The sequence below is a fragment of the Pantoea sp. Cy-639 genome, from assembly GCF_011752525.1.
In the GTDB taxonomy this organism is placed as follows: Bacteria; Pseudomonadota; Gammaproteobacteria; order Pseudomonadales; family Pseudomonadaceae; genus Aquipseudomonas.
In genome coordinates, this window is record NZ_VWXI01000005.1 from 216078 (window position 1) to 239939 (window position 23862).

20 protein-coding genes are annotated in these 23862 nt (G+C 64.9%); 2 read left to right on the top strand and 18 right to left on the bottom strand.

All coding sequences use genetic code 11. The annotated features are described in order from the left end of the window. The first annotated feature begins 1 nt into the window (after position 1). Positions 2-565 (top strand): cob(I)yrinic acid a,c-diamide adenosyltransferase, encoded by a 564-nt coding sequence (locus tag F3J43_RS08750; RefSeq protein WP_166884817.1) that lies wholly within the window; start codon positions 2-4, stop codon positions 563-565. Positions 566-688: 123 nt separating this feature from the next. Here the strand turns inward: F3J43_RS08750 and F3J43_RS08755 are convergent, their stop codons facing one another. From F3J43_RS08755 to secA, 4 genes are all read right to left on the bottom strand, one after another. After that, positions 689-1633 carry a Nudix family hydrolase gene (locus tag F3J43_RS08755; protein ID WP_166884820.1) on the bottom strand — a complete coding sequence of 315 codons (945 nt, stop codon included), beginning with the start codon at positions 1631-1633 and terminating at the stop codon, positions 689-691. Next, on the bottom strand, positions 1630-2262 hold the full coding sequence (locus tag F3J43_RS08760; protein ID WP_166884822.1) for a glutathione S-transferase family protein: 633 nt from the start codon (positions 2260-2262) through the stop codon (positions 1630-1632). Before F3J43_RS08760 ends, F3J43_RS08755 begins: the two co-directional genes overlap by 4 nt. Before the next feature lie 141 nt (positions 2263-2403). Further along, complete coding sequence (argJ, locus tag F3J43_RS08765) at positions 2404-3621, bottom strand: bifunctional glutamate N-acetyltransferase/amino-acid acetyltransferase ArgJ (protein ID WP_166884824.1); 1218 nt, start codon at positions 3619-3621, stop codon at positions 2404-2406. A 173-nt stretch (positions 3622-3794) separates the two neighbouring features. Next, complete coding sequence (gene secA / locus F3J43_RS08770; protein WP_166884826.1) at positions 3795-6530, bottom strand: preprotein translocase subunit SecA; 2736 nt, start codon at positions 6528-6530, stop codon at positions 3795-3797. Positions 6531-6865: 335 nt separating this feature from the next. On the opposite strand from secA, the gene F3J43_RS08775 reads away from it, so the two are divergent. Further along, a complete protein-coding gene (locus F3J43_RS08775; RefSeq protein WP_166884828.1) occupies positions 6866-7321 on the top strand; it encodes a DUF721 domain-containing protein in 456 nt (151 codons plus the stop codon). A 190-nt stretch (positions 7322-7511) separates the two neighbouring features. Here the strand turns inward: F3J43_RS08775 and lpxC are convergent, their stop codons facing one another. The 14 genes from lpxC to ftsL form a co-directional block, all read right to left on the bottom strand. Beyond that, positions 7512-8423 carry a UDP-3-O-acyl-N-acetylglucosamine deacetylase gene (gene lpxC / locus F3J43_RS08780; RefSeq protein ID WP_166884830.1) on the bottom strand — a complete coding sequence of 304 codons (912 nt, stop codon included), beginning with the start codon at positions 8421-8423 and terminating at the stop codon, positions 7512-7514. A 112-nt stretch (positions 8424-8535) separates the two neighbouring features. Continuing rightward, positions 8536-9732 (bottom strand): cell division protein FtsZ, encoded by a 1197-nt coding sequence (ftsZ, locus tag F3J43_RS08785; protein WP_134691050.1) that lies wholly within the window; start codon positions 9730-9732, stop codon positions 8536-8538. Between the two features lie 55 nt (positions 9733-9787). Next, a complete protein-coding gene (ftsA, locus tag F3J43_RS08790) occupies positions 9788-11056 on the bottom strand; it encodes a cell division protein FtsA (protein WP_166884832.1) in 1269 nt (422 codons plus the stop codon). A 14-nt stretch (positions 11057-11070) separates the two neighbouring features. Then, entirely contained in the window at positions 11071-11940 is an 870-nt protein-coding gene (locus tag F3J43_RS08795; RefSeq protein ID WP_166884835.1) for a cell division protein FtsQ/DivIB, read from the bottom strand. Between the two features lie 6 nt (positions 11941-11946). Beyond that, positions 11947-12903 (bottom strand): D-alanine--D-alanine ligase, encoded by a 957-nt coding sequence (locus F3J43_RS08800; protein WP_166884837.1) that lies wholly within the window; start codon positions 12901-12903, stop codon positions 11947-11949. Further along, positions 12900-14348 carry a UDP-N-acetylmuramate--L-alanine ligase gene (gene murC, locus F3J43_RS08805; protein ID WP_166884839.1) on the bottom strand — a complete coding sequence of 483 codons (1449 nt, stop codon included), beginning with the start codon at positions 14346-14348 and terminating at the stop codon, positions 12900-12902. Before murC ends, F3J43_RS08800 begins: the two co-directional genes overlap by 4 nt. Continuing rightward, positions 14341-15420, bottom strand: a complete 1080-nt coding sequence (murG, locus tag F3J43_RS08810) for an undecaprenyldiphospho-muramoylpentapeptide beta-N-acetylglucosaminyltransferase (RefSeq protein WP_166884842.1) — start codon at positions 15418-15420, stop codon at positions 14341-14343. The genes murC and murG overlap by 8 nt, the downstream gene beginning before the upstream one ends. Further along, complete coding sequence (gene ftsW / locus F3J43_RS08815) at positions 15410-16624, bottom strand: putative lipid II flippase FtsW (RefSeq protein WP_166884844.1); 1215 nt, start codon at positions 16622-16624, stop codon at positions 15410-15412. Before ftsW ends, murG begins: the two co-directional genes overlap by 11 nt. Further along, positions 16621-17961 (bottom strand): UDP-N-acetylmuramoyl-L-alanine--D-glutamate ligase, encoded by a 1341-nt coding sequence (gene murD, locus F3J43_RS08820; RefSeq protein ID WP_205297738.1) that lies wholly within the window; start codon positions 17959-17961, stop codon positions 16621-16623. The genes ftsW and murD overlap by 4 nt, the downstream gene beginning before the upstream one ends. Before the next feature lie 12 nt (positions 17962-17973). Then, positions 17974-19056 (bottom strand): phospho-N-acetylmuramoyl-pentapeptide-transferase, encoded by a 1083-nt coding sequence (gene mraY, locus F3J43_RS08825; RefSeq protein ID WP_166884848.1) that lies wholly within the window; start codon positions 19054-19056, stop codon positions 17974-17976. Further along, a complete protein-coding gene (locus tag F3J43_RS08830) occupies positions 19056-20423 on the bottom strand; it encodes a UDP-N-acetylmuramoyl-tripeptide--D-alanyl-D-alanine ligase (RefSeq protein WP_166884850.1) in 1368 nt (455 codons plus the stop codon). The genes mraY and F3J43_RS08830 overlap by 1 nt, the downstream gene beginning before the upstream one ends. Further along, complete coding sequence (locus tag F3J43_RS08835; protein ID WP_166884853.1) at positions 20416-21879, bottom strand: UDP-N-acetylmuramoyl-L-alanyl-D-glutamate--2,6-diaminopimelate ligase; 1464 nt, start codon at positions 21877-21879, stop codon at positions 20416-20418. Before F3J43_RS08835 ends, F3J43_RS08830 begins: the two co-directional genes overlap by 8 nt. Further along, complete coding sequence (locus tag F3J43_RS08840; RefSeq protein WP_166884855.1) at positions 21879-23612, bottom strand: peptidoglycan D,D-transpeptidase FtsI family protein; 1734 nt, start codon at positions 23610-23612, stop codon at positions 21879-21881. The genes F3J43_RS08835 and F3J43_RS08840 overlap by 1 nt, the downstream gene beginning before the upstream one ends. Further along, a complete protein-coding gene (gene ftsL, locus F3J43_RS08845; RefSeq protein WP_286184405.1) occupies positions 23609-23857 on the bottom strand; it encodes a cell division protein FtsL in 249 nt (82 codons plus the stop codon). Before ftsL ends, F3J43_RS08840 begins: the two co-directional genes overlap by 4 nt. Positions 23858-23862: the final 5 nt, after the last annotated feature.

Sequence of the window (23862 nt, forward strand, 5' to 3'; positions counted from 1 at the left end):
CATGGGCTATCGCCTGTCGAAGATCTACACCCGTACCGGCGACAAGGGCGAAACCGGCCTGGGCGACGGGCGCCGGGTGCCCAAGGACCATCCGCGGATCGAGGCGATCGGCGAGGTGGACAGCCTCAACAGCCAGCTTGGCGTGTTGCTGGCCGGCCTGGCCGAGGTCGGATTGAGCGAGCTGAGCGAAGTGCTGGCGCCTTGTCAGCACCGGCTGTTCGACCTGGGAGGCGAATTGGCGATGCCCAGTTACCAGGCATTGAATGGCGCCGAAGTGCAGCGGCTGGAAGCGGCCATCGATCACTGGAACGAAGAACTGGGGCCGTTGAAGAACTTCATCCTGCCCAGTGGCTCGATGCTGGTGGCACAAGCCCATGTGTGCCGCAGCCTGGCACGCAGCGCGGAACGACGTTGCCAACAGTTGAACGCGGTCGAACCGCTGGAAGGGGTTGGCCTGGCCTATATCAACCGGCTATCGGATCTGCTGTTCGTCGCAGCACGAATCATCGGCCGGCGGCAGGGGATTGCAGAAGTATTGTGGCAACCTGCGGCCAAGCCTGAGTAAAACGCAGCGCGGGTCAAGCCGCCCCCACGCGTAAGGACTGTCCCAGGAAGTTGGACACCAATCCAACCCTTGGGGGCAGTCCCGATACGTGGGAGCGGGCTTGCCTCGCGAGGGTCAAACGCCTCAGGCTTCAGGCCAGAATGCCCGGATCCCGGCAACGCCCTGGGCACCAGCCTTCCAGGCCCGCTCACGCTCATCTGGCCCGACGCCACCCAGCAGGAATACCGGGTGGCTGAACCCGGCAACCAGCCGCTGCGCCTCGTCCCAGCCCAGCGCTACCGCTTCGGGATGGGTCTGGGTCGGCTGCACCGGTGACAGGGTGACGAAATCCACGCCCATCTGCTCGGCCAGCGCCAGTTCTTCAGCGCTATGGCATGACGCTGCCAGCCAACGCGCCTTGGGGAACGGCCGGCCCTTGGCGGCATACTTGCGCAACTGCGCGGCAGTCAGGTGCCAGCCGGCCGACGGGAAGTCGCCCAACCACTCCAGCGGCCCCTTGAGCATCAACTGCGCCTTGCCCGCGCACAGCCCGACCGCATCCACCGCCACATCGCGGTACTTGGGATCGTACATGTCCGGAGCACGCAGCTGGATCAAGCGGATACCGTTGGCCACGGCCTTCTGGATGCCCTTGAGCATCTCCGGCACCTCCAGCCCGTCCGGAGTGATCAGGTACTGATCGGGCAGGCGCGCGGCCGCGACGATCGGCTTGTTGGCCTCGGGAAAGGCGTACTGGTCGAGATCCCGCGGTGCCACCCATGCCAGCGGCTGCCCCTCGGCACCGTGCGGTTCGCCAGTGAAGCTGTCCACTTCACGCACATCCAGCAGCACCTGCTTGTCCGGATAGTCGTGGCTGACCTTGATCAGCGGCCGCGAGTGGCTGACTTCGATGCCAAGCTCCTCGCGCAACTCGCGGGCCAGCGCCGCCTCGACACCCTCGCCCTCTTCCAGCTTGCCGCCGGGGAACTCCCACAGGCCGCCCTGATGCTGGGTGTCGGCACGGCGGGCGATGAGAATGCGCCCGTCCGCGCCACGAATGACCGCCGCTACAACATGAATCCGTTTCACCCTTCACGCTCCGCAAGCCCAGCCCGCAGCCAGGCCTGGAAGGCCGGCCACTGGTAGATGGTTTCGATATAGGCCGCAGCTTCTGCCGGCACCGCCACGCGGTAGGTGCGCAGGCGTACGGCCACAGGGGCGAAGAAGGCGTCGGCCAAGGTCGCTCGGCCGAACAGGAACGGGCCACTGTCCTTGGCCGCCAGGCGGCACTCGGACCACAACGCGACGATGCGGTCGATCTCCACCTGCACATCCAGGGGAATGTTTTCCAGCGCCGCATCGCGGGACAGGTCGAACGGCATGGCGCCACGCAGGGCGAAGAAGCCGCTGTGCATCTGCGCGCAAGCCGAACGCGCCAGGGCACGGGCCGCGACATCTTCGGGCCACAGCCGCGCTTCAGGGTGTTGTTCGTTGAGGTATTCGGCGATGGCCAGGGAGTCGGCGATCATCCCGTGCCCGGTCTTGAGCAACGGCACCTTGGCGGTGGCGGAGAAGGCCAGCAGGCGCTGGCGGGTGTCGGGCTGGTTGAGCCTGACCAAGGTTTCTTCGTAGGGCGCGCCAGCCAGCTCGAGGGCCAGGGCGCCGCGCAGCGACCAGGAGGAATACAGCTTGTCGCCGATGATCAGGTGATAGCTCATGAGGGGCGGCTCCATGTGTCTTGAATGGTGGGGGCTGCTGTGCAGCCCTGTCGTGAGGCAAGGCCGCGTCTGCAAGAAATCGTGATCTCTTCTAGGAGCGGCCTTGCGTCGCGAAAGGACCGCAAGGCGGTCCCAGCTGCATCAGGTGCGGTATTCAGCGTTGATCTTGACGTACTCGTGGGACAGGTCGGTGGTCCAGATGGTTTCGCTGCACTGGCCACGGCCCAGCTCGATACGGATGGTGATCTCTTCCTGGGCCATCACCGCCGAACCCTGCGCCTCGGTGTAGCTCGGGCTGCGACCGCCCTGGCTGGCGATGCAGACATCGTCCAGGTACACATCGATCAGGCTGACGTCCAACTGCGGCACGCCGGCGCGGCCGACAGCGGCGAGGATACGCCCCCAGTTGGGGTCCGAGGCGAACAACGCGGTCTTGATCAGCGGGGAGTGGGCCACGGCATAGCCGACGTCCAGGCATTCCTGGTGGTTGCCACCGCCGTTGACCTGCACGGTGACGAACTTGGTCGCGCCTTCACCGTCACGCACGATGGCCTGGGCCACGTCCATGCACACCTCGAACACGGCTTGTTTCAACGCCTCGAACAGCGCGCCACTGGCCTCGGTCACCTCAGGCACATCGGCCTTGCCGGTGGCGATCAGCATGCAGCAGTCGTTGGTCGAGGTATCGCCATCGATGGTGATGCGGTTGAACGACTTGTTGGCGCCGTCGAGCATCAGGTCCTTGAGCACCTGGGGAGCGACCTTGGCGTCGGTGGCGATGTAGCCGAGCATGGTGGCCATGTTCGGACGGATCATGCCCGCGCCCTTGCTGATGCCGGTGACGGTGATGGTCTTGCCGTCGAACTGGAACTGGCGGCTGGCGCCCTTGGGCAGGGTGTCGGTGGTCATGATGCCGGTGGCGGCTTCGGCCCAGTTGCTTTCCGAGAGGTTGTCCAGGGCGGCCTGCAAAGCGCCTTCGATCTTCTCGACCGGCAGCGGTTCGCCGATCACCCCGGTGGAGAACGGCAGCACCGACTCGGCCGGCACGCCCGCCAACTCGGCCAGCCTGGCACAGGTGCGCTCGGCGGCGGCCAGGCCTGGAGCGCCGGTACCGGCGTTGGCGTTGCCGGTGTTGGTCAGCAGGTAGCGCACGGTGCCTTGAACGCGCTGCTTGGACAGGATCACCGGGGCCGCGCAGAAGGCGTTGAGGGTGAACACGCCAGCGACGCTGGAACCTTCGGCACAGCGCATCACCACCACATCCTTGCGCCCGGGGCGCTTGATGCCCGCCGAAGCGATACCGAGTTCGAAACCGGGAACCGGGTGCAGGGTGGGCAGGGGACCAAGACCAACAGCCATTAGAGCGCTCCTAGATAAATCGGTTATTTGCAAAAGGCGGGGCCGCCTTGTGCCCCATCGCGACACAAGGCCGCGCCTACAGAATTGATGCGATTCCTGTAGGCGCGGCCTTGTGTCGCGAAAGGGCCGCAAAGCGGCCCCCGGATGTTTCAGCTTACAACAGCATGCTCAGATCATTCGATCTGACCATGGCAGTGCTTGAACTTCTTGCCCGAACCACACCAGCACGGCTCGTTGCGGCCCAGCTTCATGTCATTGCGGACCGGTGCCGAAGCAACGGCGACTTCGGCGCCCTCTTCAGCCAGTTGCTCGCCCTCCAGGCCCGGCGCGGCGGCGTGCTGGAACTGCATGCGACTGGCCAGCTCTTCGGCCTCGCGGCGCAGACGGGCTTCTTCCTCGGCCGGATCCTCGCGGCGCACCTGCACGTGCGACAGCACGCGGATGGTGTCGCGCTTGATCGATTCCAGCAGTTCCTGGAACAGGGTGAACGACTCGCGCTTGTACTCCTGCTTCGGGTTCTTCTGCGCATAACCGCGCAGATGGATACCGTGACGCAGGTGGTCCATGGTCGACAGGTGGTCTTTCCACAGGTCGTCCAGCACCCGCAGCAGGATCTGCTTCTCGAAGGTACGCAGGGCTTCGAGGCCTGCCTGGTCTTCCTTCTCGGTGTAAGCGTCGGTGATTTCCTTGAGCAGCTTCTCGCGCAGGGTCTCCTCGTAGAGATGATCGTCCTCGTCGAGCCACTGCTGGATCGGCAGCTTCATGGCGAAATCGCTGGACAGCGCGGCTTCCAGGCCGGCCACGTCCCACTGCTCGGGCAGCGACTGTGGCGGGATGTGCTGGCTGATGGTGGCGTCGAGCACTTCCTGGCGGAACTCGCCGATGGTATCGCCGATGTTCTCGGCGGCCAGCAGGCTGTTGCGCATGTGGTAGATCACCTTGCGCTGTTCGTTGGCCACGTCGTCGTATTCGAGCAGTTGCTTGCGGATGTCGAAGTTGCGGCCTTCGACCTTGCGCTGGGCCTTCTCGATGGCGTTGGTGACCATGCGGTGCTCGATGGCCTCGCCGGACTGCATGCCCAGGGCCTTCATGAAGTTCTTCACCCGGTCGGAGGCGAAGATGCGCATCAGGCTGTCTTCCAGCGACAGGTAGAAGCGGCTGGAGCCGGCGTCACCCTGGCGGCCGGCACGGCCACGCAGCTGGTTGTCGATACGACGCGACTCGTGGCGCTCGGAGGCGATCACGTGCAGGCCACCGGCCTCCAGCACCTGCTGGTGACGCTTCTGCCAGTCGGCCTTGATCTGGGCGATCTGCTCGGCGCTCGGGTTTTCCAGGGCGGCGACCTCGGCCTCCCAGTTACCGCCCAGCAGAATGTCGGTACCGCGACCGGCCATGTTGGTGGCGATGGTCAGGGCGCCCGGCGCACCGGCTTGCGCGATGATCTCGGCTTCCTTCTCGTGGTACTTGGCGTTCAGGACCTTGTGGTCGATACCTTCCTTCTTGAGCAGGTTGGACATGTGCTCGGAAGTTTCGATGGTCGCGGTACCGACCAGGACTGGACGGCCCTTGGCCATGCTTTCCTTGATGTCGGCGATGATCGCGGCGTACTTCTCGTCGGCGGTGAGGTAGACCAGGTCGTTGAAGTCCTTGCGGGCCAACGGCTTGTTCGGCGGGATCACCATCACGTTGAGGTTGTAGATCTGGGCGAACTCGAACGCCTCGGTGTCGGCGGTACCGGTCATGCCGGACAGCTTGGTGTAGAGACGGAAGTAGTTCTGGAAGGTGGTCGACGCCAGGGTCTGGCTCTCGGCCTGGATGTTGAGGTTTTCCTTGGCCTCGATGGCCTGGTGCAGGCCCTCGGACAGGCGACGGCCCGGCATGGTGCGGCCGGTGTGCTCGTCGATCAGCAGGATCTGGCCTTCCTGGACGATGTACTCGACGTTGCGGTGGAACAGCTTGTGCGCACGCAGGCCGGCATAGACATGGGTCAGCAGACCCAGGTTGTGCGCCGAGTACAGGCTCTCGCCCTCGGCCAGCAGGCCGGACTGGGTGAGCATGTCCTCGATGAACTGGTGGCCGGCCTCGTTCAGCTCGACCTGGCGGCTCTTCTCGTCGATGGTGAAGTGACCTTCCTGGGTCACCTGGCCTTCGACTTCCTCGATGTGCTGGGTCAGGCGCGGGATCAGGCGGTTGATCTCGATGTACAGCTTGGAGCTGTCCTCGGCCTGGCCGGAGATGATCAGCGGGGTACGCGCTTCGTCGATGAGGATCGAGTCGACTTCGTCGATCACCGCGAAGTTCAGCTCACGCTGGAACTTCTCGTCCTGGCTGAATGCCATGTTGTCGCGCAGGTAGTCGAAACCGAATTCGTTGTTGGTGCCGTAGGTGATGTCGGCGGCGTAGGCCGCGCGCTTTTCTTCAGGCGGCTGGAAGGCCGAGACGATGCCGACGGTCAGGCCGAGGAATTCGTACAGCGGACGCATCCAGTTGGCATCGCGACGGGCCAGATAGTCGTTCACCGTGACCACGTGCACGCCTTTGCCGGACAGCGCGTTGAGGTAGACCGCCAGGGTACCGACCAAGGTCTTGCCTTCACCGGTGCGCATTTCTGCGATCATGCCTTCGTGCAAGGTCATGCCGCCAATCAGCTGGACATCGAAGTGACGCATGCCCATCACGCGCTTGCCGGCCTCACGGGCCACGGCGAAGGCTTCAGGCAGCAGCTGGTCGAGGGTCTCGCCTTTGGCCAGGCGCTCTTTGAACTCTGCGGTCTTGCCCCGCAGTTGCTCGTCAGAGAGGGCCACCATTTTCTCTTCGAAGGCGTTGACGGCGCTCACCGTCTTGAGCATGCGCTTGATTTCACGCTCGTTCTTGCTTCCAAAAAGTTTCTTTAACAAAGGCGCAAACATATCGGCAGGATCTTCCACACGTAGGGATGGAGGGCGGCCCCGTGAAGTCGCCCGTGCAGCCCTTGGGCCGCATGCGAACGAGCATTCTACCCGGAAACGATGGTGAGGAAAGTGGTGGATTTCCACGATGCTGGCACAGCGCTTTTAGGGGGCCTGACTAACATAGGGGCTTTTTCGGCAAGTTCAAGGTGCGCCAGGATGAAACGTATCACGAATGACTTGCATCAAGATCCCAGGCCCCATCCCGACAGGTAGCCAGGCGTGGAAACGGCCAGCTCCCGCAGCGCTGTCGGCCATCTGTTAAACTGCCGTCCACCTACCCTCTGCGATCCCCCATGGCCTACAAACCCACCCCAGCCCGCCCGCCCTCCGCGCTGCTGCGTCAAGCGCGCCCGCTGCGCCTGCTGCTCAACCAGGCCGAGCGCCTGGAGCACCTGCAGCGCCTGCTGGAAAGCCAGTTGCAACCGGCGGCCCGCGCGCACTGCCATGTCGCGTCGTGGAAGGAAGGCACCTTGTTGCTGGTGGTTACCGACGGCCACTGGGCCACGCGCCTGCGCTATCAGCAGAAGCGTCTGCAACGGCAGTTGCAGACGCTGGAAGCCTTTGCCAACCTGAGCCGCATCCTATTCAAGGTGCAGCCACCGCTGGTGCCGGCCAAACGCGAAGGCCAGGGGCCGGAATTGTCTGAAAATGCCGCCCAGAGCATTCGCGGATCGGCCGAGGGAATCACCGACCCGAAGCTCAAGGCAGCGCTGGAGCGCCTGGCGGCGCATGCCCAGCCCAAGCGCTGAAGACGCCAGCGGCGGTTACCGGCCTCATCGCAAGCGCCCCCAATCCCACGGATCACTGGTCGTTGATCCTGTAGGAGCTGGCGACAGCCTGCGATGAACGCCGCCCCAGGTGAATCCCTTGCAGAGAAAACCTGCGCCCATAAAAAAGGCCACCCGAAGGTGGCCTCAATGAACTAGAGAGTGTTCGAACTTACACGGCCGCAACAGGGCGCATGTACGAGATCGGTGCCGTGTTGGCATCTTCGAAGAACACCACTTCCCAGGCGTCGGTTTCAGCGATCAGCTTGCGCAGCAGCTGGTTGTTCAGCGCGTGGCCGGACTTGTAGCCCTTGAACTCGCCGATCAGGCTGTTGCCCAGCAGGTAGAGGTCGCCGATGGCATCGAGGATCTTGTGCTTGACGAATTCGTCTTCGGAACGAAGGCCGTCTTCGTTGAGCACGCCGGTCTCGTCGACGACGATGGCATTCTCGACGCTGCCGCCGAGCGCAAGGTTGTGCTTGCGCAGGTACTCGATGTCACGCATGAACCCGAAGGTTCGTGCACGGCTGACTTCCTTCACGAACGAAGTGCTGGAAAAGTCGACCGAGGCGCTCTGGGTCTGGCCCTTGAGGACCGGGTGATCGAAATCGATCTCGAAGCTCACCTTGAATCCGTCGAACGGCAGGAAAGTGGCGCGCTTGTCGCCCTCTTCCACTGTCACTTCGCGCAGGATACGGATGAACTTCTTCGGTGCGTCCTGTTCTTCCAGGCCGGCCGATTGGATCAGGAATACGAAGGGTCCGGCGCTGCCATCCATGATCGGCACTTCCGAGGCGGAGAGCTCGACGTAGGCGTTATCGATGCCCAGGCCCGCCATGGCGGAGAGCAGGTGCTCGACCGTATCGACTTTGACGTCACCGTTGACCAGGGTCGTCGACATGGTGGTCTCGCCGACGTTGGCCGCGCGCGCCGGGATCTCGACGACAGGCGAGAGATCGGCGCGACGGAAGACGATGCCGGTGTCGACAGGCGCAGGCTTGAGGGTCAGGTAGACCTTCTCCCCGGAGTGCAGGCCGACACCTGTGGCACGGATGGTATTCTTCAGGGTGCGTTGTCTAATCATGGCATTGGCCGCTTCAGCGCAAATTGCGAACAGGTATCAACAAAGGCTGGGGATGATAACAGACCCGGCCTTTGCTGAACACCAATCACCCTTATACCCCTGATAAATTCCATTAATCGGCCTGACGACGCAGGAATGCCGGGATATCCAGGTAGTCCAGGTCATCCTGAGGGTTGAGCTTGGCGGCTGCCGCGGCACCGGCGTGGGCCTGGTTGCGCATCACGGTCGGACGCTCCAGGTCACGGTAGTTGACGGCGGGCTGCTCCTGGCGGACCGGGGCCGGGTTGGACGACTCGTACACCTGCTGAGCGGTCTGCAGGGTGTTGTCGACGACCTTGACCGGCTTCTCGATGCGCGCACCCAGACCGGTAGCGACCACGGTGACGTGCAGCTCGTCGCGCATGTCCGGATCGATCACGGTACCGACCTTGACCATCGCGTGGTCGGAGGCGAAGGCTTCGATGATGCTACCCACGTCGGAGTACTCACCCAGCGACAGGTCAGGACCTGCGGTGATGTTCACCAGGATGCCGCGGGCGCCCTGCAGGTTGACGTCTTCGAGCAGCGGGTTGCGGATCGCCGCCTCGGTGGCTTCGCGGGCACGGTTCGGACCGCTGGCGCAGCCGGTACCCATCATCGCCATGCCCATCTCGCCCATCACGGTACGCACGTCGGCGAAGTCGACGTTGATCATGCCCGGACGCTTGATGATGTCGGAGATGCCGCGCACGGCGCCGGCCAGAACGTCGTCGGCCTTGGCGAAGGCGGACAGCAGGCTGGCATCCTTGCCCAGGATGGTCAGCAGCTTCTCGTTGGGGATGGTGATCAGCGAGTCGACGCTCTCGGCCAGCATGCGGATGCCTTCATCGGCGATCTGCATGCGCTTGCGACCTTCGAACGGGAACGGACGGGTCACCACCGCAACGGTGAGGATGCCCATTTCCTTCGCCACTTCAGCGATGATCGGCGCCGCACCGGTACCGGTACCGCCGCCCATGCCGGTGGTGATGAACACCATGTTGGTGCCCTGCAGCACCTCGGCGATGCGCTCGCGGTCTTCCAGCGCGGCCTGGCGGCCGACTTCCGGATTGGCGCCGGCACCCAGGCCCTTGGTCACGCCGGTACCCAGTTGCAGGATGGTGCGCGCGCCGATGTTCTTCAGCGCCTGGGCATCGGTGTTGGCGCAGATGAACTCGACGCCTTCGATGTTGCTCTTGACCATGTGGTTGACGGCGTTGCCACCACCACCACCGACACCGATCACCTTGATGACCGGACTTTGCGGGACGTTGTCTACGAGTTCGAACATTTTCCCTCTCCTTACAGTTCTCTAGTTGTCGCGCCTACCACTACTGCTTTGAAACTCAGAAGTTGCTCTGGACCCAGCGCTTGAGCCGGTCAAGCACTGGACCCTTGGGTTCATCGCCATAGCTGTTGTTGCTGTTGCTGCTGTTGCTGATACCGGTCATGGACAGGTCCTCGGACTGCTTCTGCAGACCGTAGGTGAGCAAGCCCACGCCAGTCGAATAGATCGGGTTGCGCACCACGTCGCTGAGCCCCCGAACGCTGTGCGGCACGCCCAGGCGTACCGGCATGTGGAAGATTTCCTCGGCCAGTTCCACGGCGCCTTCCATCTTCGAGGTCCCCCCCGTGAGGACGATGCCAGCCGGCACCAGGTCCTCGTAGCCGCTGCGACGCAGCTCGGCCTGGATCAAGGTGAACAGTTCGTCGTAGCGTGGCTCGACCACCTCGGCCAGGGCCTGGCGCGACAGTTCGCGCGGCGGACGGTCGCCGACGCTCGGCACCTTGATGGTCTCGCCGGCACCGGCCAGCTTGGCCAGGGCGCAGGCGTAGCGGATCTTGATCTCTTCGGCGTACTGCGTCGGCGTGCGCAGGGCCATGGCGATATCGTTGGTGACCTGGTCGCCGGCGATCGGGATCACCGCGGTGTGGCGGATCGCGCCCTCGGTGAAGATGGCGATGTCGGTGGTGCCGCCGCCGATATCCACCAGGCACACGCCCAGCTCTTTCTCGTCGTCGGTCAGCACCGAGTAGGCCGAGGCCAGTTGCTCGAGGATGATGTCGTCGATTTCCAGGCCGCAGCGGCGCACGCACTTCTCGATGTTCTGCGCCGCATTGACCGCGCAGGTGACCACGTGGACCTTGGCCTCAAGACGCACGCCCGACATGCCCAGGGGCTCGCGCACGCCCTCCTGGTTGTCGATCACATAGTCCTGCGGCAGGGTGTGCAGCACCCGCTGGTCGGCCGGGATGGCCACGGCCTGGGCGGCGTCCAGCACGCGCTCGAGGTCGGCCAGGCTCACCTCGCGATCGCGGATGGCGACGATGCCGTGGGAGTTCAGGCTGCGGATATGATTGCCGGCGACACCGACGAACGCCGAGTGGATACGGCAGCCCGCCATCAGCTGGGCCTCTTCCACGGCGCGCTGGATCGACTGCACGGTCGACTCGATGTTCACCACCACGCCCTTCTTCAGGCCGCGCGATGGGTGGGTGCCGATGCCCACGATCTCCAGGGTACCGTCCTCGCCGACTTCACCCACCAGCGCCACCACCTTGGAGGTGCCGATGTCCAGCCCGACGATCATTTTGCCGCTATGCGCGTTTGCCATGGTCCTGCCTCTCTCTAATTCTTCGCAACGGCGGGTTGGGCCGTCGTCGGTGCATTCGGTTCCCGCCAGCCAACCGCTAATCCGTTGGCGTAACGCAGATCGATGCGGGCGATATTGGTGATCTGGTCTTTAAGCGTCTTGTCGTAAATGGCAATGAAACGGCGCATCTTCTCCACCAGATGGTCGCGCCCCAGCAGCAGCTCGATGCCTGGCCCGGCGCTGCCCGCGCCAGTGGTCAGGAACCAGCTGCCTCGCTCGCGCAGCTCCAGGCGAGCGATGGAAAAGCCCATGGGGCGCAGCATCTGGCTCAATACCTGATACTGCTGCATGACTTGTTGCTGCGCCCGCTGCGGCCCGAACAGCTGCGGCAGGTGCTCGTAGTTGGCCAGTTCGCGCGGGGTGAAGGCCTGACCCTGGTTGTTGAGCAAGGCCTCGTCGCCCCAGCGTGCTACCGGCAGCTGTTCTTCCAGGCGGATCACCACTTCGTCCGGCCACACCCGACGCACTTCGGCGTGGGCGATCCATGGCATCTGCTCGAGTTCCACCCGCATCGCCGCCAGGTCGACAGTGAAGAAGCTCGCTGCCACATAGGGCGCGATCCGCTGCTGCACCGCCTGCTGGCTGATGTAGCTGAGGTCGCCCTGCACGGCGATCTTGGTGATCGGCCGGTCGGCGTACGGCATCAGGCGGATGGCGCCCTCGTAGGCGCCAAAGCCCGCGGCCACCAGCAGCACCGGCCACAGCAGGCGCTTGAGGCCACCGAAGCTTGGACGGGGCAGGCGCGCCGATACGGGCTCGTCGGCCACCAGTCGGCTGGCACCGCGCGGCACCGGCTTGCTACGGCCGGTAACGGGTTGCTGCTGACGTATCATCGCGCCTTGCATGGCTGCTTAACCTCGCGTCGCTACGCTGTCGGCCAGGATCGCCAGCACCAGTTGCTGGAAATCCAGGCCGGCCGCGCGGGCCGCCATGGGCACCAGGCTATGATCGGTCATGCCCGGTGCGGTGTTGACTTCGAGCAGCCAGAACCGGCCCTGCTCGTCCTGCATCACGTCCAGCCGGCCCCAGCCCTCGATGCCGATGGCATCGCAGGCGCGCGCGGTCAGGTCGATCAGTTCCTGTTCCTTGGCACTGTCCAGGCCGCAGGGAATGCGGTACTGGGTGTCATTGGCGATGTACTTGGCGTCGTAGTCGTAGAACACGTGCGGGGTGCCCAGCGCGATCGGCGGCAGCACCTGGCCACGCAGCACCGCGATGGTGAACTCCGGACCGTGGATCCATTGCTCGACCAGTACCTGCGAATCGTATTTGGCGGCGTCCTTCCAGGCAGCGACCAGTTCCTGCTCGCTGTTCACCTTGGCCATGCCGATGCTCGAACCTTCATGGGCAGGTTTGACGATCAGCGGGAAGCCCAGTTCCGCACTGGCGGCCACGCAATCCTGCTCGCTGCCCAGCACCGCGTGGCGCGGGGTCGGGATACCCAGGCTCTGCCACACCTGCTTGGTGCGCAGCTTGTCCATGGCCAGCGCCGACGCGAGGATGCCGCTGCCGGTGTAGGGAATGCCCAGGCACTCGAGCAGGCCCTGCATGCTGCCGTCCTCACCACCACGACCGTGGAGGATGATGAAGGCGCGATCGATCTTTTCGTTTTGCAGGCGGCTGAGCAGGTCGTCACCGACATCGATGGCGACGACGTCGACACCGGCGCTGGTCAGCGCCTCGATCACCGCGGCGCCCGATTTCAGCGACACCTCGCGCTCGGCGCTCTTGCCGCCGTACAGCACGGCGACGCGGCCGAAGGCCTTGATGTCGAGGGTGGAATGCAGCTTGTCGTAGGCGCGGGTCACAGCGGCTTCTCCTGCTTGGCGCCTGCGAACAGCGGGCTTTTCATCAGTTGCGGGGCCAGGCCGCCGACATCGCCGGCACCTTGGCAGATCAGGATGTCACCGGCGCGCAGCAGTGGCTTGACCAGCGGCGCCAGCTCGGCGCCACGTTCGATGTAGATCGGGTCCAGCTTGCCGCGCTGGCGGATGCTGTGGCACAGCTGGCGGCTGTCGGCACCGGGGATCGGCTCTTCGCCGGCCGGGTAGACTTCCATCAGCAGCAACACGTTGGCATCGCCCAGCACCTGCACGAAGTCGTCGTACAGGTCACGGGTACGGCTGTAGCGGTGCGGCTGGTAGACGATCACCAGGCGCCGGCTCGGCCAGCCGCCACGCACAGCCTTGATCACCGCGGCGACCTCGGTCGGGTGGTGACCGTAGTCGTCGACCAGCATCACGCTGCCGCCGTCGACCGGCAACTCGCCGTACACCTGGAAGCGTCGGCCGACACCCTGGAAGCCGGACAGCCCCTGAACGATGGCTTCGTCGGTGATGCCTTCGTCGGTGGCGATGGCGATGGTCGCCAGGGCATTGAGCACGTTGTGGTTGCCCGGCATGTTCACCGAGACATCCAGCGGCTCGCGATCGCGGCGCAGCACGGTGAAGTGGGTCTGCATGCCCTGCTGGCGCACATTGATGGCGCGCACGTCGGCCTCTTCGCTGAAGCCGTAGGTCACGGTCGGACGCTTGACCAGCGGCAGGATCTCGCGCACCACCGGGTCGTCCAGGCACATAACCGCCAGGCCGTAGAACGGCAGGTTATGCAGGAACTCGACGAAGGTCTTCTTCAGCTTGTTGAAGTCGCCCTCGTAGGTCGCCATGTGGTCGGCGTCGATGTTGGTGACCACGGCGACCATCGGCTGCAGGTGCAGGAAGCTGGCGTCGCTTTCATCCGCCTCGGCGATCAGGTAGCGGCTGGTACCCAGCTGGGCATTGGTGCCCGCTGCGGTCAGGCGGCCGCCGATGACGAAGGTCGGATCCAGGCCACCGGCCGCGAACACCGAGGCCAGCAAGCTGGTGGTGGTGGTCTTGCCGTGGGTGCCGGCGACCGCCACGCCATGGCGATAGCGCATCAGCTCGGCGAGCATCTCGGCGCGCGGCACGACAGGAATGCGCCGCTCGAGGGCGGTGGCGACTTCTGGGTTGGCCGGGTTGATCGCGCTGGACACCACCAGTACATCGGCAGTAGCGGCGTTCTCGGCGCGGTGGCCGACGAAGATCTGCGCGCCGAACGACTGCAGGCGCTCGGTGACCGGCGACTCCTTGAGGTCGGAGCCGGACACTTCATAGCCCAGGTTCAGCAGCACTTCGGCGATGCCGCACATGCCCACGCCGCCGATACCGACGAAGTGAATGCGACGGATCCGGCCCATCTTCGGTTGCGGCATGGCTTTCTGGCTCTCAACCATGGGCCACCTCCAGGCAGATATCGACCACGGTGCTGGTTGCAGCAGGCTTGGCCAGGCGGCGGGCAGTGCCGGCCATGGCGTTGAGTTTCTCGGGTTGCATCAGCACCTCGTTCAGGCGTTCAGCGAGTTGCGCTGCGCCAGTTGTCGCTTGTGGCATCAGGAAGGCGGCGCCTTCCCGAGCCAGGTATTGGGCGTTGTAGGTCTGGTGGTCGTCGATGGCGTGGGGCAAGGGCACCAGCATCGAGGGCAGGCCTGCCGCCGCGAGTTCGCTGACGGTCAGGGCACCGGCCCGGCAAACCACCATATCGGCCCAGCCATAGGCATGGGCCATGTCCTTGATGAACGGCTCGACCTGGGCCTCGACACCCGCTTCGCGATAGCGCTCGGCGGTGGCCGGTCCATGCTGCTTGCCGGCCTGGTGGAACACCTCGGGACGCAGGCTCTGCGGTACTTCGGACAGGGCCTTAGGCAACAATTTGTTCAATGGTTCCGCGCCCAGGCTGCCGCCCATCACCAACAGGCGTGCCCGACGCTCGGCCAAGGGCGCGCGCTGGGCGTCCATGAACAGCTCGGGACGCACCGGGTTACCGGTGGTACGCAGCTTGTCGCTGGCGGCGAAGGTATCCGGGAAGGCCTCGCAGACTCGCGCGGCCAGCGGCAGCAGCAGGCGGTTGGTGGTTCCGGCGCGGGCGTTCTGCTCGTGGATCACCAGCGGCACGCCGCACAACCGCGCGGCAACACCACCGGGGCCAGTCACGTAGCCGCCAAAGCCGACCACGCAGGCCGGCTTGAGCTCACGGATGATCCGACGCGCCTGCAGCACCGCCTTGAGCAGGGTGAATGGCGCCTTGAGCAGCGACAGCTTGCCCTTGCCGCGCAAGCCGCTGACCTGGATCAGGTGCAGCGGCAGGCCGGCCTGGGGCACCAGGTCGTTCTCGATGCCGCGCGGCGTGCCCAGCCAGTGCACGTGGTAGCCACGGGCCTGGAACTCGCGGGCGCAGGCCAGGGCCGGGAACACGTGGCCCCCAGTGCCGCCGGCCATGATCAGTACGTTCTTGCCGTCAGCGGCCATGACTGGTCTCCTCGGCAAAGTCACTTTCCTTGAATTCGTGTTCCTCGCTGCCCAGGTGCGTGCGGCTCTCCCATTCGATCCGCAACAACAACCCCACGCAGGCGCAGCAGATCACCAGGGAACTGCCCCCGTAACTGAGGAACGGCAGGGTCAGGCCCTTGGTCGGCAGCAGGCCGACGTTCACGCCGATGTTGATCAGGAACTGGCCGATCCACAGGAACGACAGCCCGAACGCCATGTAGGCGGCGAAGAACTGCTTGGCCTTCTCGGCCCACAGGCCGATGTACAAGGCGCGCACGGTGATGAACACGAACAGCGCGATGGTCAGCAGCGAGCCGACCACGCCAAGTTCCTCGGCCAGTACCGAGAACACGAAGTCGGTGTGCGCCTCGGGCAGGTAGAACTGTTTCTGCACACTGTTGCCCAGGCCCACGCCCAGCCACTCGCCACGTCCGAACGCGATCAGTGCCTGGGTCAGCTGGTAGCCGGAACCGAACTGGTCGGACCAGGGATCGGTGAAGGTGATCAGACGCGCCATCCGGTAGGGCTGTGCCTGTACCAGCACCACCACCGATATCACCGCCAGCACCACCATCAACGAGAAACGGAACAAGCCCACACCGCCGAGGAACAGCATCGCCGCAGCGGCACCCATCATCACCACGGTGGCGCCGAAGTCCGGCTCCATCAGCAGCAGGCCAGCCATCGGCAGCAGCACGATGAAGGGCTTGAAGAAGCCCATCCAGCTCTCGCGCACCTCGGTCTGCCGGCGTACCAGGTAGCCGGCCAGGTAGATGACCACGAAGACCTTGGCGATCTCCGACGGCTGGACGTTGAAGAAGCTGAAGCCGATCCAGCGCATCGAACCGTTCACTTCACGGCCGATCCCTGGCACCAGCACCATGACCAGCAGGCCGAAGGCACCCACCAGCATCATGAAGCCCATGCGCTGCCAGGTGGCGATCGGCACCAGCATGGTCAGCGCCCCGGCGCCGAGGCCGAGGGTGACGTACACCAGGTGGCGGAACATGTGGTAGAGCGGATTGCCCGACTGCACCGCGGCCACTTCCGAGGAGGCCGAGGTGATCATCACCAGGCCCAGGCCGAGCAAGGCCAGGCACCCGGCCAGCAGCGGGAAGTCGAGGTCGATGCCACGGCCACTGATCAGTGGCGACGGGTAGGGTTTGAGGATGCCGAAGATCATGCCAGCCCCTCCGCTGCCTGGGCGAACAGGCGCCCGCGTTCTTCGAAGTTCCTGAACATATCGAGGCTGGCGCAGGCCGGCGACAGCAGCACTGCGTCGCCCGGCAAAGCCAGTTCGGCGCAGCGTTGCACGGCCTCGTCCAGGCTCTGCACGCGCACCAGTTGCACGCCGTCCTTGAAGGTCTCGGCCAGACGCTCGGCATCGCGACCGAGCAGCACCACCGCGCGGCAATGCTGCAGCACTGGCTCGCGCAGGGCGGCGAAGTCCGCGCCCTTGCCATCGCCGCCGGCAATCAGCACCAGCTTGCCTTCGATATCGGCACCCAGGCCCTCGATGGCGGCAAGGGCGGCACCGACGTTGGTGGCCTTGGAGTCGTCGTACCAGTTCACGCCATTGCGCTCGCGAATCCACTGGCAGCGATGGGCCAGGCCCTTGAACTCGCGCAGGGCCTCGAGCATCGGCGCGAACGGCAGGCCAGCGGCATGTCCCAGGGCCAGGGCTGCCAGGGCGTTGCTCTGGTTGTGCGCGCCACGGATCTTCAGTTCGCGCACCGGCATCAGGGTCTGGAATTCAAAGGCCAGGTGCTTCTCGCCGTCGACCTCACGCAGGCCGAAGGCCTTGAAGTCCGGCGCATTGAGACCAAAGGTCCAGCACGGGCGGCCTTCGACCGGTAGCGGGCGGCTGAGGGCGTCCTGGCGGTTCACCACCACCTGGCGGGCACCGCGGAAGATCCGGTGCTTGGCCAGGTGATAGGCCGGCAGGCCACTGTAGCGGTCCATGTGGTCTTCGCTGACATTGAGCACGGTGGCCACTTCGGCGTTGAGCTGGTCGGTGGTCTCCAGCTGGAAGCTCGACAGCTCCAGCACATAGAGCTCGACGCTGTCGTCGAGCAAATCCAGTGCCGGGGTGCCGAGGTTGCCGCCGACTGCCACACGTTTGCCTGCCTTGGCGGCCATCTCGCCGACCAGGGTGGTCACCGTGCTCTTGGCGTTGGAACCACTGATCGCGACGATCGGCGCCTTGGCCTGGCGGGCGAACAGCTCGATATCACCGGAAAGCTTCACGCCACGCGCCGCCGCCTGCTGCAATGCCGGGGTGGCCAGGGCAAGGCCGGGGCTGACATAGAGCTCGCTGGCGCGGCAGAGGAAATCGACATCCAGCTCGCCACAGCGCACTTCCACCTGCGGATAGTCACGGCGCAGGGTTTCCAGTTCCGGCGGTTGCTCGCGGGTGTCGGCGACCGCAAAGGCAACGCCCCGGCTCGCCAGGAAGCGAACCAGGGACATGCCGCTCTTGCCGAGGCCGACAACGATGCGGAATTGGTCGGAAGCGATCAGTGACACGCTCGTTTACCTCAGTTTCAGGGTGGCAAGGCCGATCAGCACCAGGATCACGGTGATGATCCAGAAGCGGACGATCACGCGCGGCTCGGGCCAGCCCTTGAGTTCAAAGTGGTGGTGAATCGGTGCCATGCGGAACACGCGCTTGCCGGTCAGCTTGAAGGAAGCCACCTGGATCACCACCGACAGGGTTTCCATGACGAACACGCCGCCCATGATGAACAGCACGATCTCCTGGCGCACGATCACGGCGATGGTGCCCAGGGCCGCGCCCAGCGCCAGGGCGCCGACGTCGCCCATGAACACCTGGGCCGGATACGTGTTGAACCACAGAAAGCCCAGACCGGCACCGATCAACGCGCCGCAGAACACGATCAGTTCACCGGCGCCTGGCACATAGGGAATCAGCAGGTATTCGGCGAACTTCACGTTACCCGACAGGTAGCAGAAGATGCCCAGGGCACCACCGACCATCACGGTCGGCATGATCGCCAGGCCATCGAGGCCGTCGGTCAGGTTGACCGCGTTGCTCGAGCCGACGATGACGAAATAGGTAAGCACGATGAACCCGGCGCCCAGCGGGATAGCCAGGTCCTTGAGCATTGGGATGATCAGCGTGGTCTCGACACTGGTCGGCGCGGTCTTGTACAGGAAGATCGCCGCCGCCAGGCCGAACACCGACTGCCAGAAATACTTCCAGCGGCTCGGCAGGCCGCGGGAGTTCTTCTCGATCACCTTGCGGTAGTCGTCGACCCAGCCAATGGCGCCGAACGCCAGGGTGACGATCAGTACCACCCACACGTAGCGGTTGCTCAGGTCGGCCCACAGCAGGGTGCTGATGCCGATGGCGGAGAGGATCAGCGCGCCACCCATGGTCGGGGTGCCGGACTTGGACAAGTGCGATTGCGGGCCGTCGTTACGCACGGCCTGGCCGATCTGGCGGATCTGCAGGGTACGGATCATCCATGGGCCCAGCCACAGGGCCAGGGACAACGCGGTCAGCACACCCAGGATCCCGCGCAGGGACAGGTACTGGAAGACCGCGAAGCCCTTGTAGAACTGTTGCAGATACTCGGCCAACAGCAGCAGCATTAATGTTTCTCCCCGCTGGCACCGCACAATGCCGCCACGACGTTTTCCATCGCAGCGCTGCGCGAGCCCTTGATCAAAATGGTGGTATTGCTGGCAGATTCGCCGCGCACGGCGTCGATCAGCTCAGCTTGAGTAGCGAAATGACGGCCATTGGCGCCGAACGCCTGGACCGCATGGGCCATGTTGGTGCCCACCGCGTACAGCGCGTCGACCTTGCCGCGGGCGTAGTCGCCCACTTGCCGGTGACCTTCCTCGGCCCATTGCCCCAGTTCGCCGATATCCCCGAGCACCAGGACGGTGCGGCCGGAAAAGCCGGCGAGTATATCAATGGCCGCGCACATCGAGGTGGGATTTGCGTTGTAGCTGTCGTCGATCACCCGTACGCCGTTCGGCGCAATCTGCGCCACGGTACGGCCCTTGACCGGTTGTACCGCCTCGAGGCCAGCGGCGATACCGCTCATGCTCAGACCAACGGCATGGGCGGCGGCCGCGGCGGCCAGGGCGTTGCTGACGTTGTGCGTGCCCAGCAGGTTCAACTGCACCAGGACGCTGCCATCCGGGCCATGCAGGGTGAACGATGGGCAACCACGGGCATCGCGGCCGATAGCGCTGGCATGGAAGTCGGCTTGCGGGTTGTCCAGCGCGAAGCTGACGACGCGGTGGTTACCCGCGCGCTTGCGCCAGATGTCGAACGCCTTGTCGGCCAGGTTGAGGATGGCCGTACCGCCCTCGCCCAGGCCCTCGAGGATCTCGCCCTTGGCCTCGACGATCTTTTCCGGGCCGCCGAACTCGCCGACATGGGCGGTACCTGCGTTATTGATGATGACCACCTGCGGCTGGGTCAAGCCGACGGTGTAGCGGATCTCGCCAATGCGCGAAGCGCCCAGTTCGATCACCGCGGCGCTGTGCTCCGGGGCGATTTCCAGCAGGGTCAATGGCGCGCCGAGGTCGTTGTTCAGGTTGCCACGGGTGGCATGCACCGGGCCGCGGGTCCGCAGGATCGCGGCCAGCATTTCCTTGACCGTGGTCTTGCCACTGGAACCGGTGATGGCCACGACCGGCTTGTCGAAGCCGGCACGGTTCAGCGCGCCCAACTGGCCCAGGGCCACCCGGCAGTCGGCGACCAGCAGTTGTGGCAGGTCGACGTCGGCGACTTCACGCTCGACCAGCGCGGCGACGGCGCCCTTGGCCTTTACGTCCGCCAGGTAGTCGTGGCCGTCGAAGCGTGGCCCGGTCAGGGCGACGAACAACTGGCCGGCGACCACGCTGCGGCTGTCGATGCTGACGCCGGTGAAGCTGGCGTCGGCGCCTGCCAGGCGCGCCTTCAGGGCATCGGTGAGCTGGCTGAGCAGCATCGGCTCAAGCATGTGGCGCCTCCCAGGCTGCAAGTGCCTTGTCGGCTTCGATCAGGTCGGAGAAATCATGGCGCTGGCCATTGATTTCCTGGTAGTCCTCGTGCCCCTTGCCGGCCAGCACGATCACGTCGTCGGCACTGGCGCTGGCGATCAGGCGGGCAATGGCCTCGCCACGACCGGCAACGAATTCGACGTCGGCGAGCTTGGCGAAACCTGGGCGAATGTCGTCGAAGATGCGCTGAGGATCTTCGGTACGCGGGTTGTCGTCGGTGACCAACACCCGGTCAGCCAGGCGCTCGGCCACCTCGGCCATCAACGGGCGCTTGCCAGCGTCACGGTCGCCGCCGCAGCCGAACAGGCACAACAGCTTGCCGTGGGCGTGCGGGCGCAGGGCCTCGAGCACCTTTTCCAGGGCGTCCGGGGTGTGCGCGTAATCAACCACCACCAGCGGCTTGTCACCACCACCCAGGCGCTGCATGCGACCGATCGGCCCTTGCAACTGGGGGGTGACCTTGAGAATTTCGTCCAGCGGGTAATCCAGTGCCAGCAAAGTGGCCACGGCCGCGAGCATGTTGCTCAGGTTGAAACGGCCCAGCAGACGGCTGCGCAAGACATGCTCGCCCTGCGCGGTGACGATCACCGCACGCACGCCATCGTCGCTGAAGCTGGCCTGCTTGCAGAACAGCGTCGCCGCTGGGTCCAGCAAGCTGTAGCTGATCAGGCGCGAAGGCACTTCAGCCGCGGCCAGGCGGCAGCCGAAATCGTCGTCCAGGTTGACCACCCGGGCGCGCAGGCTCGGCCAGGCGAACAGCTTGGCCTTGGCGGCCTCGTAGGCCTCCATGCTGCCGTGGTAGTCGAGGTGATCGCGCGACAGGTTGGTCATCACCGCAATATCGAAATCAAGCGCAGCCACCCGGCCCTGCTCGAGAGCATGGGAAGACACTTCCATGGCCACGGCCTTGGCACCAGCGCTTTTCAGATCAGCCAGGGTCGCCTGCACGGCAATCGGGTCCGGCGTGGTCAGGCGGCCGCTTTGCAGCTCGCCGTAGAAGCCGGTACCCAGGGTGCCGATCAGACCGCAGCGCTGGTCGAGGGCGTCGAGCGCCTGGGCCAGCAACTGGGTGACGCTGGTCTTGCCGTTGGTGCCGGTTACCCCGACCAGCTCGAGCTGACGGCTCGGCTCGCCATAGAAACGCCCGGCGATCTGCGACAGCTGGGCGATCAGCCCCTTGACCGGAATCAGTGGCGCGTCGGTGATCGGCAGTACACTGGCGCCTTGCTCTTCATAGGCCACCGCCGCCGCGCCACGGGCCAGGGCATCGGCGATGTGCGCGCGGCCATCGACCTTGGCGCCAGGCACAGCCAGGAACAGGTCGCCCGGACGCACTGCGCGGCTGTCCAGGGTCAGTTCGCGGATCAACGGATCACGGCTGGCGTGGGCGAACAGTTTGCTCAATGGCATTGTCATCAACCACGCCCTCCCTTGGCGGGTACTGCGCTGGCTTGCTGCGTCGAGGACGGCGGCAGGTTGTCCGGCGGCACGTTCATCAGGCGCAGGGTGCCCGACATCACTTTGCTGAATACGGGGGCCGAGACCAGGCCACCGAAATAACCGCCCTTGCTCGGCTCGTCGATGACCACGACGATGGCGTAGCGCGGGTCGCTCATCGGACCGAAGCCGGCGAACAGCGAACGGTAGGCGTTCTCGGTGTAGCCTTTGGAACCGACCGTGGCCTTACGCGCCGTACCGGACTTGCCGCCCACGTGATAGAACGGCACCTGGGCGCGGAAAACGCCACGCGGCGCTTCGATCACCTGCTGCAACATGCCCTGCACGGTCTCGGCGGTTTCCTTGGGGATTGCCTGTACCGACTCCGGGGTCTTGTCGACCTTGAGAATCGACAGCGGCACCATCTTGCCGTCGTTGGCGATGGCAGCGTAGGCATGCACCAGCTGCAGGGCGGTCACCGACACGCCATAGCCATACGACAGGGTCGCGGTCTCGGCCTTGCGCCACTCGCGGTGGTTGGGCAGGTTGCCGACGCGTTCGCCGGGGAAACCAAGGCCGGTGTACTGGCCCAGGCCGACCTGGGACATGACCCGGTAGATCGCCTCGCCACCGATGTCGAAGGCGATCTTGCTCATGCCGACGTTGGACGAGTTGATCAGGATGCCGGTCAGGTCGAGGATCGGGCCTTCGCTCCTGGACACGTCCTTGATCGTGTAGCGGCCGATCTGCAGGCTGCCCGGATACACCTCGACCTTGTCGGTGACCTTCCAGCGGCCGCTCTGCAACGCGGCGCTCATCGAAATCGGCTTGACCGTCGAGCCCGGCTCGAACACGTCGATGATCGCCCGGTTGCGCATCGCGGCGGGGAACATGCTGCGGCGGTTGTTCGGGTTGTAGGTCGGCTGGTTGACCATCGCCAGGACCTCGCCGGTCTTGACGTCCATGATCACCAGGCTACCGGCCTTGGCGTCCTGTTCGGCAATGGCGTTGCGCAGCTCGCGCGTGGCCAGGTACTGCAGGCGCAGGTCTATCGACAACGCCAAGGTCTTCCCGGCCTTGGCGTTCTTGGTAACCTGGATGTCCTTGATCAACCGACCACGCCGGTCCTTGATCACCTGCCGCTTGCCAGGCACGCCGGCGAGCCATTCGTCATAGGCCAGCTCCACCCCTTCACGCCCGTGGTCGTCCAGGTCGGTGAAACCGACCATGTGCGCGGTGACATCACCAGCCGGATAGAACCGGCGGAACTCTTCCAGGCCATAGACGCCCGGCACTTTCAGGTCGAGCACCTGCTGGCCCTGCTCCGGGGTCAGGCCACGGACCAGATAGATGAATTCCTTGTTGGCCTGCTGAGTCAGGCGCTCGGTCAGTTGCTGGGCGTTCTGCCCCAAGGCAGCTGCCAGTTGCGGCCAGCGGTCCTTGGCGACCTGCATTTCCTTGGGGTTGGCCCACAGGGTGGTCACTGGCGTACTGACGGCCAGCGGCTCGCCGTTGCGATCGGTAATCAGGCCCCGGTGCGCCGGGATCGGGATGTGGCGCAGGCTGCGGGCATCGCCCTGGCCCTTGAGGAAGTCGCGGTCGACCACCTGCAGGTCGATGATGCGCCAGCAGATAGCGCCGACCATCAATACCAGCAAGCCGATCACCACCCGGAAGCGCCAGGGGTAGAGTGCGCCTTCGAGCTTCATCATGGCGCCACCATCCGCACTTCGTTGGCGGCCGGCACGCGCATTTTCAACTGCTCGCTGGCCAACGTCTCGATCCGGCTATGGGCGGTCCAGGTACTCTGCTCGAGAATGAGCCGGCCCCACTCGGCCTGCGCCTTGTCGCGCTCGCTGAGCTCACCGTACAGGGTGTTGAGCAGTTGCCGATTCCAATGGGCGCTGTAGGACACGGCGATGGCCGAAACCAGGACGCCGACAAACAGCAGGAGCATCAGGA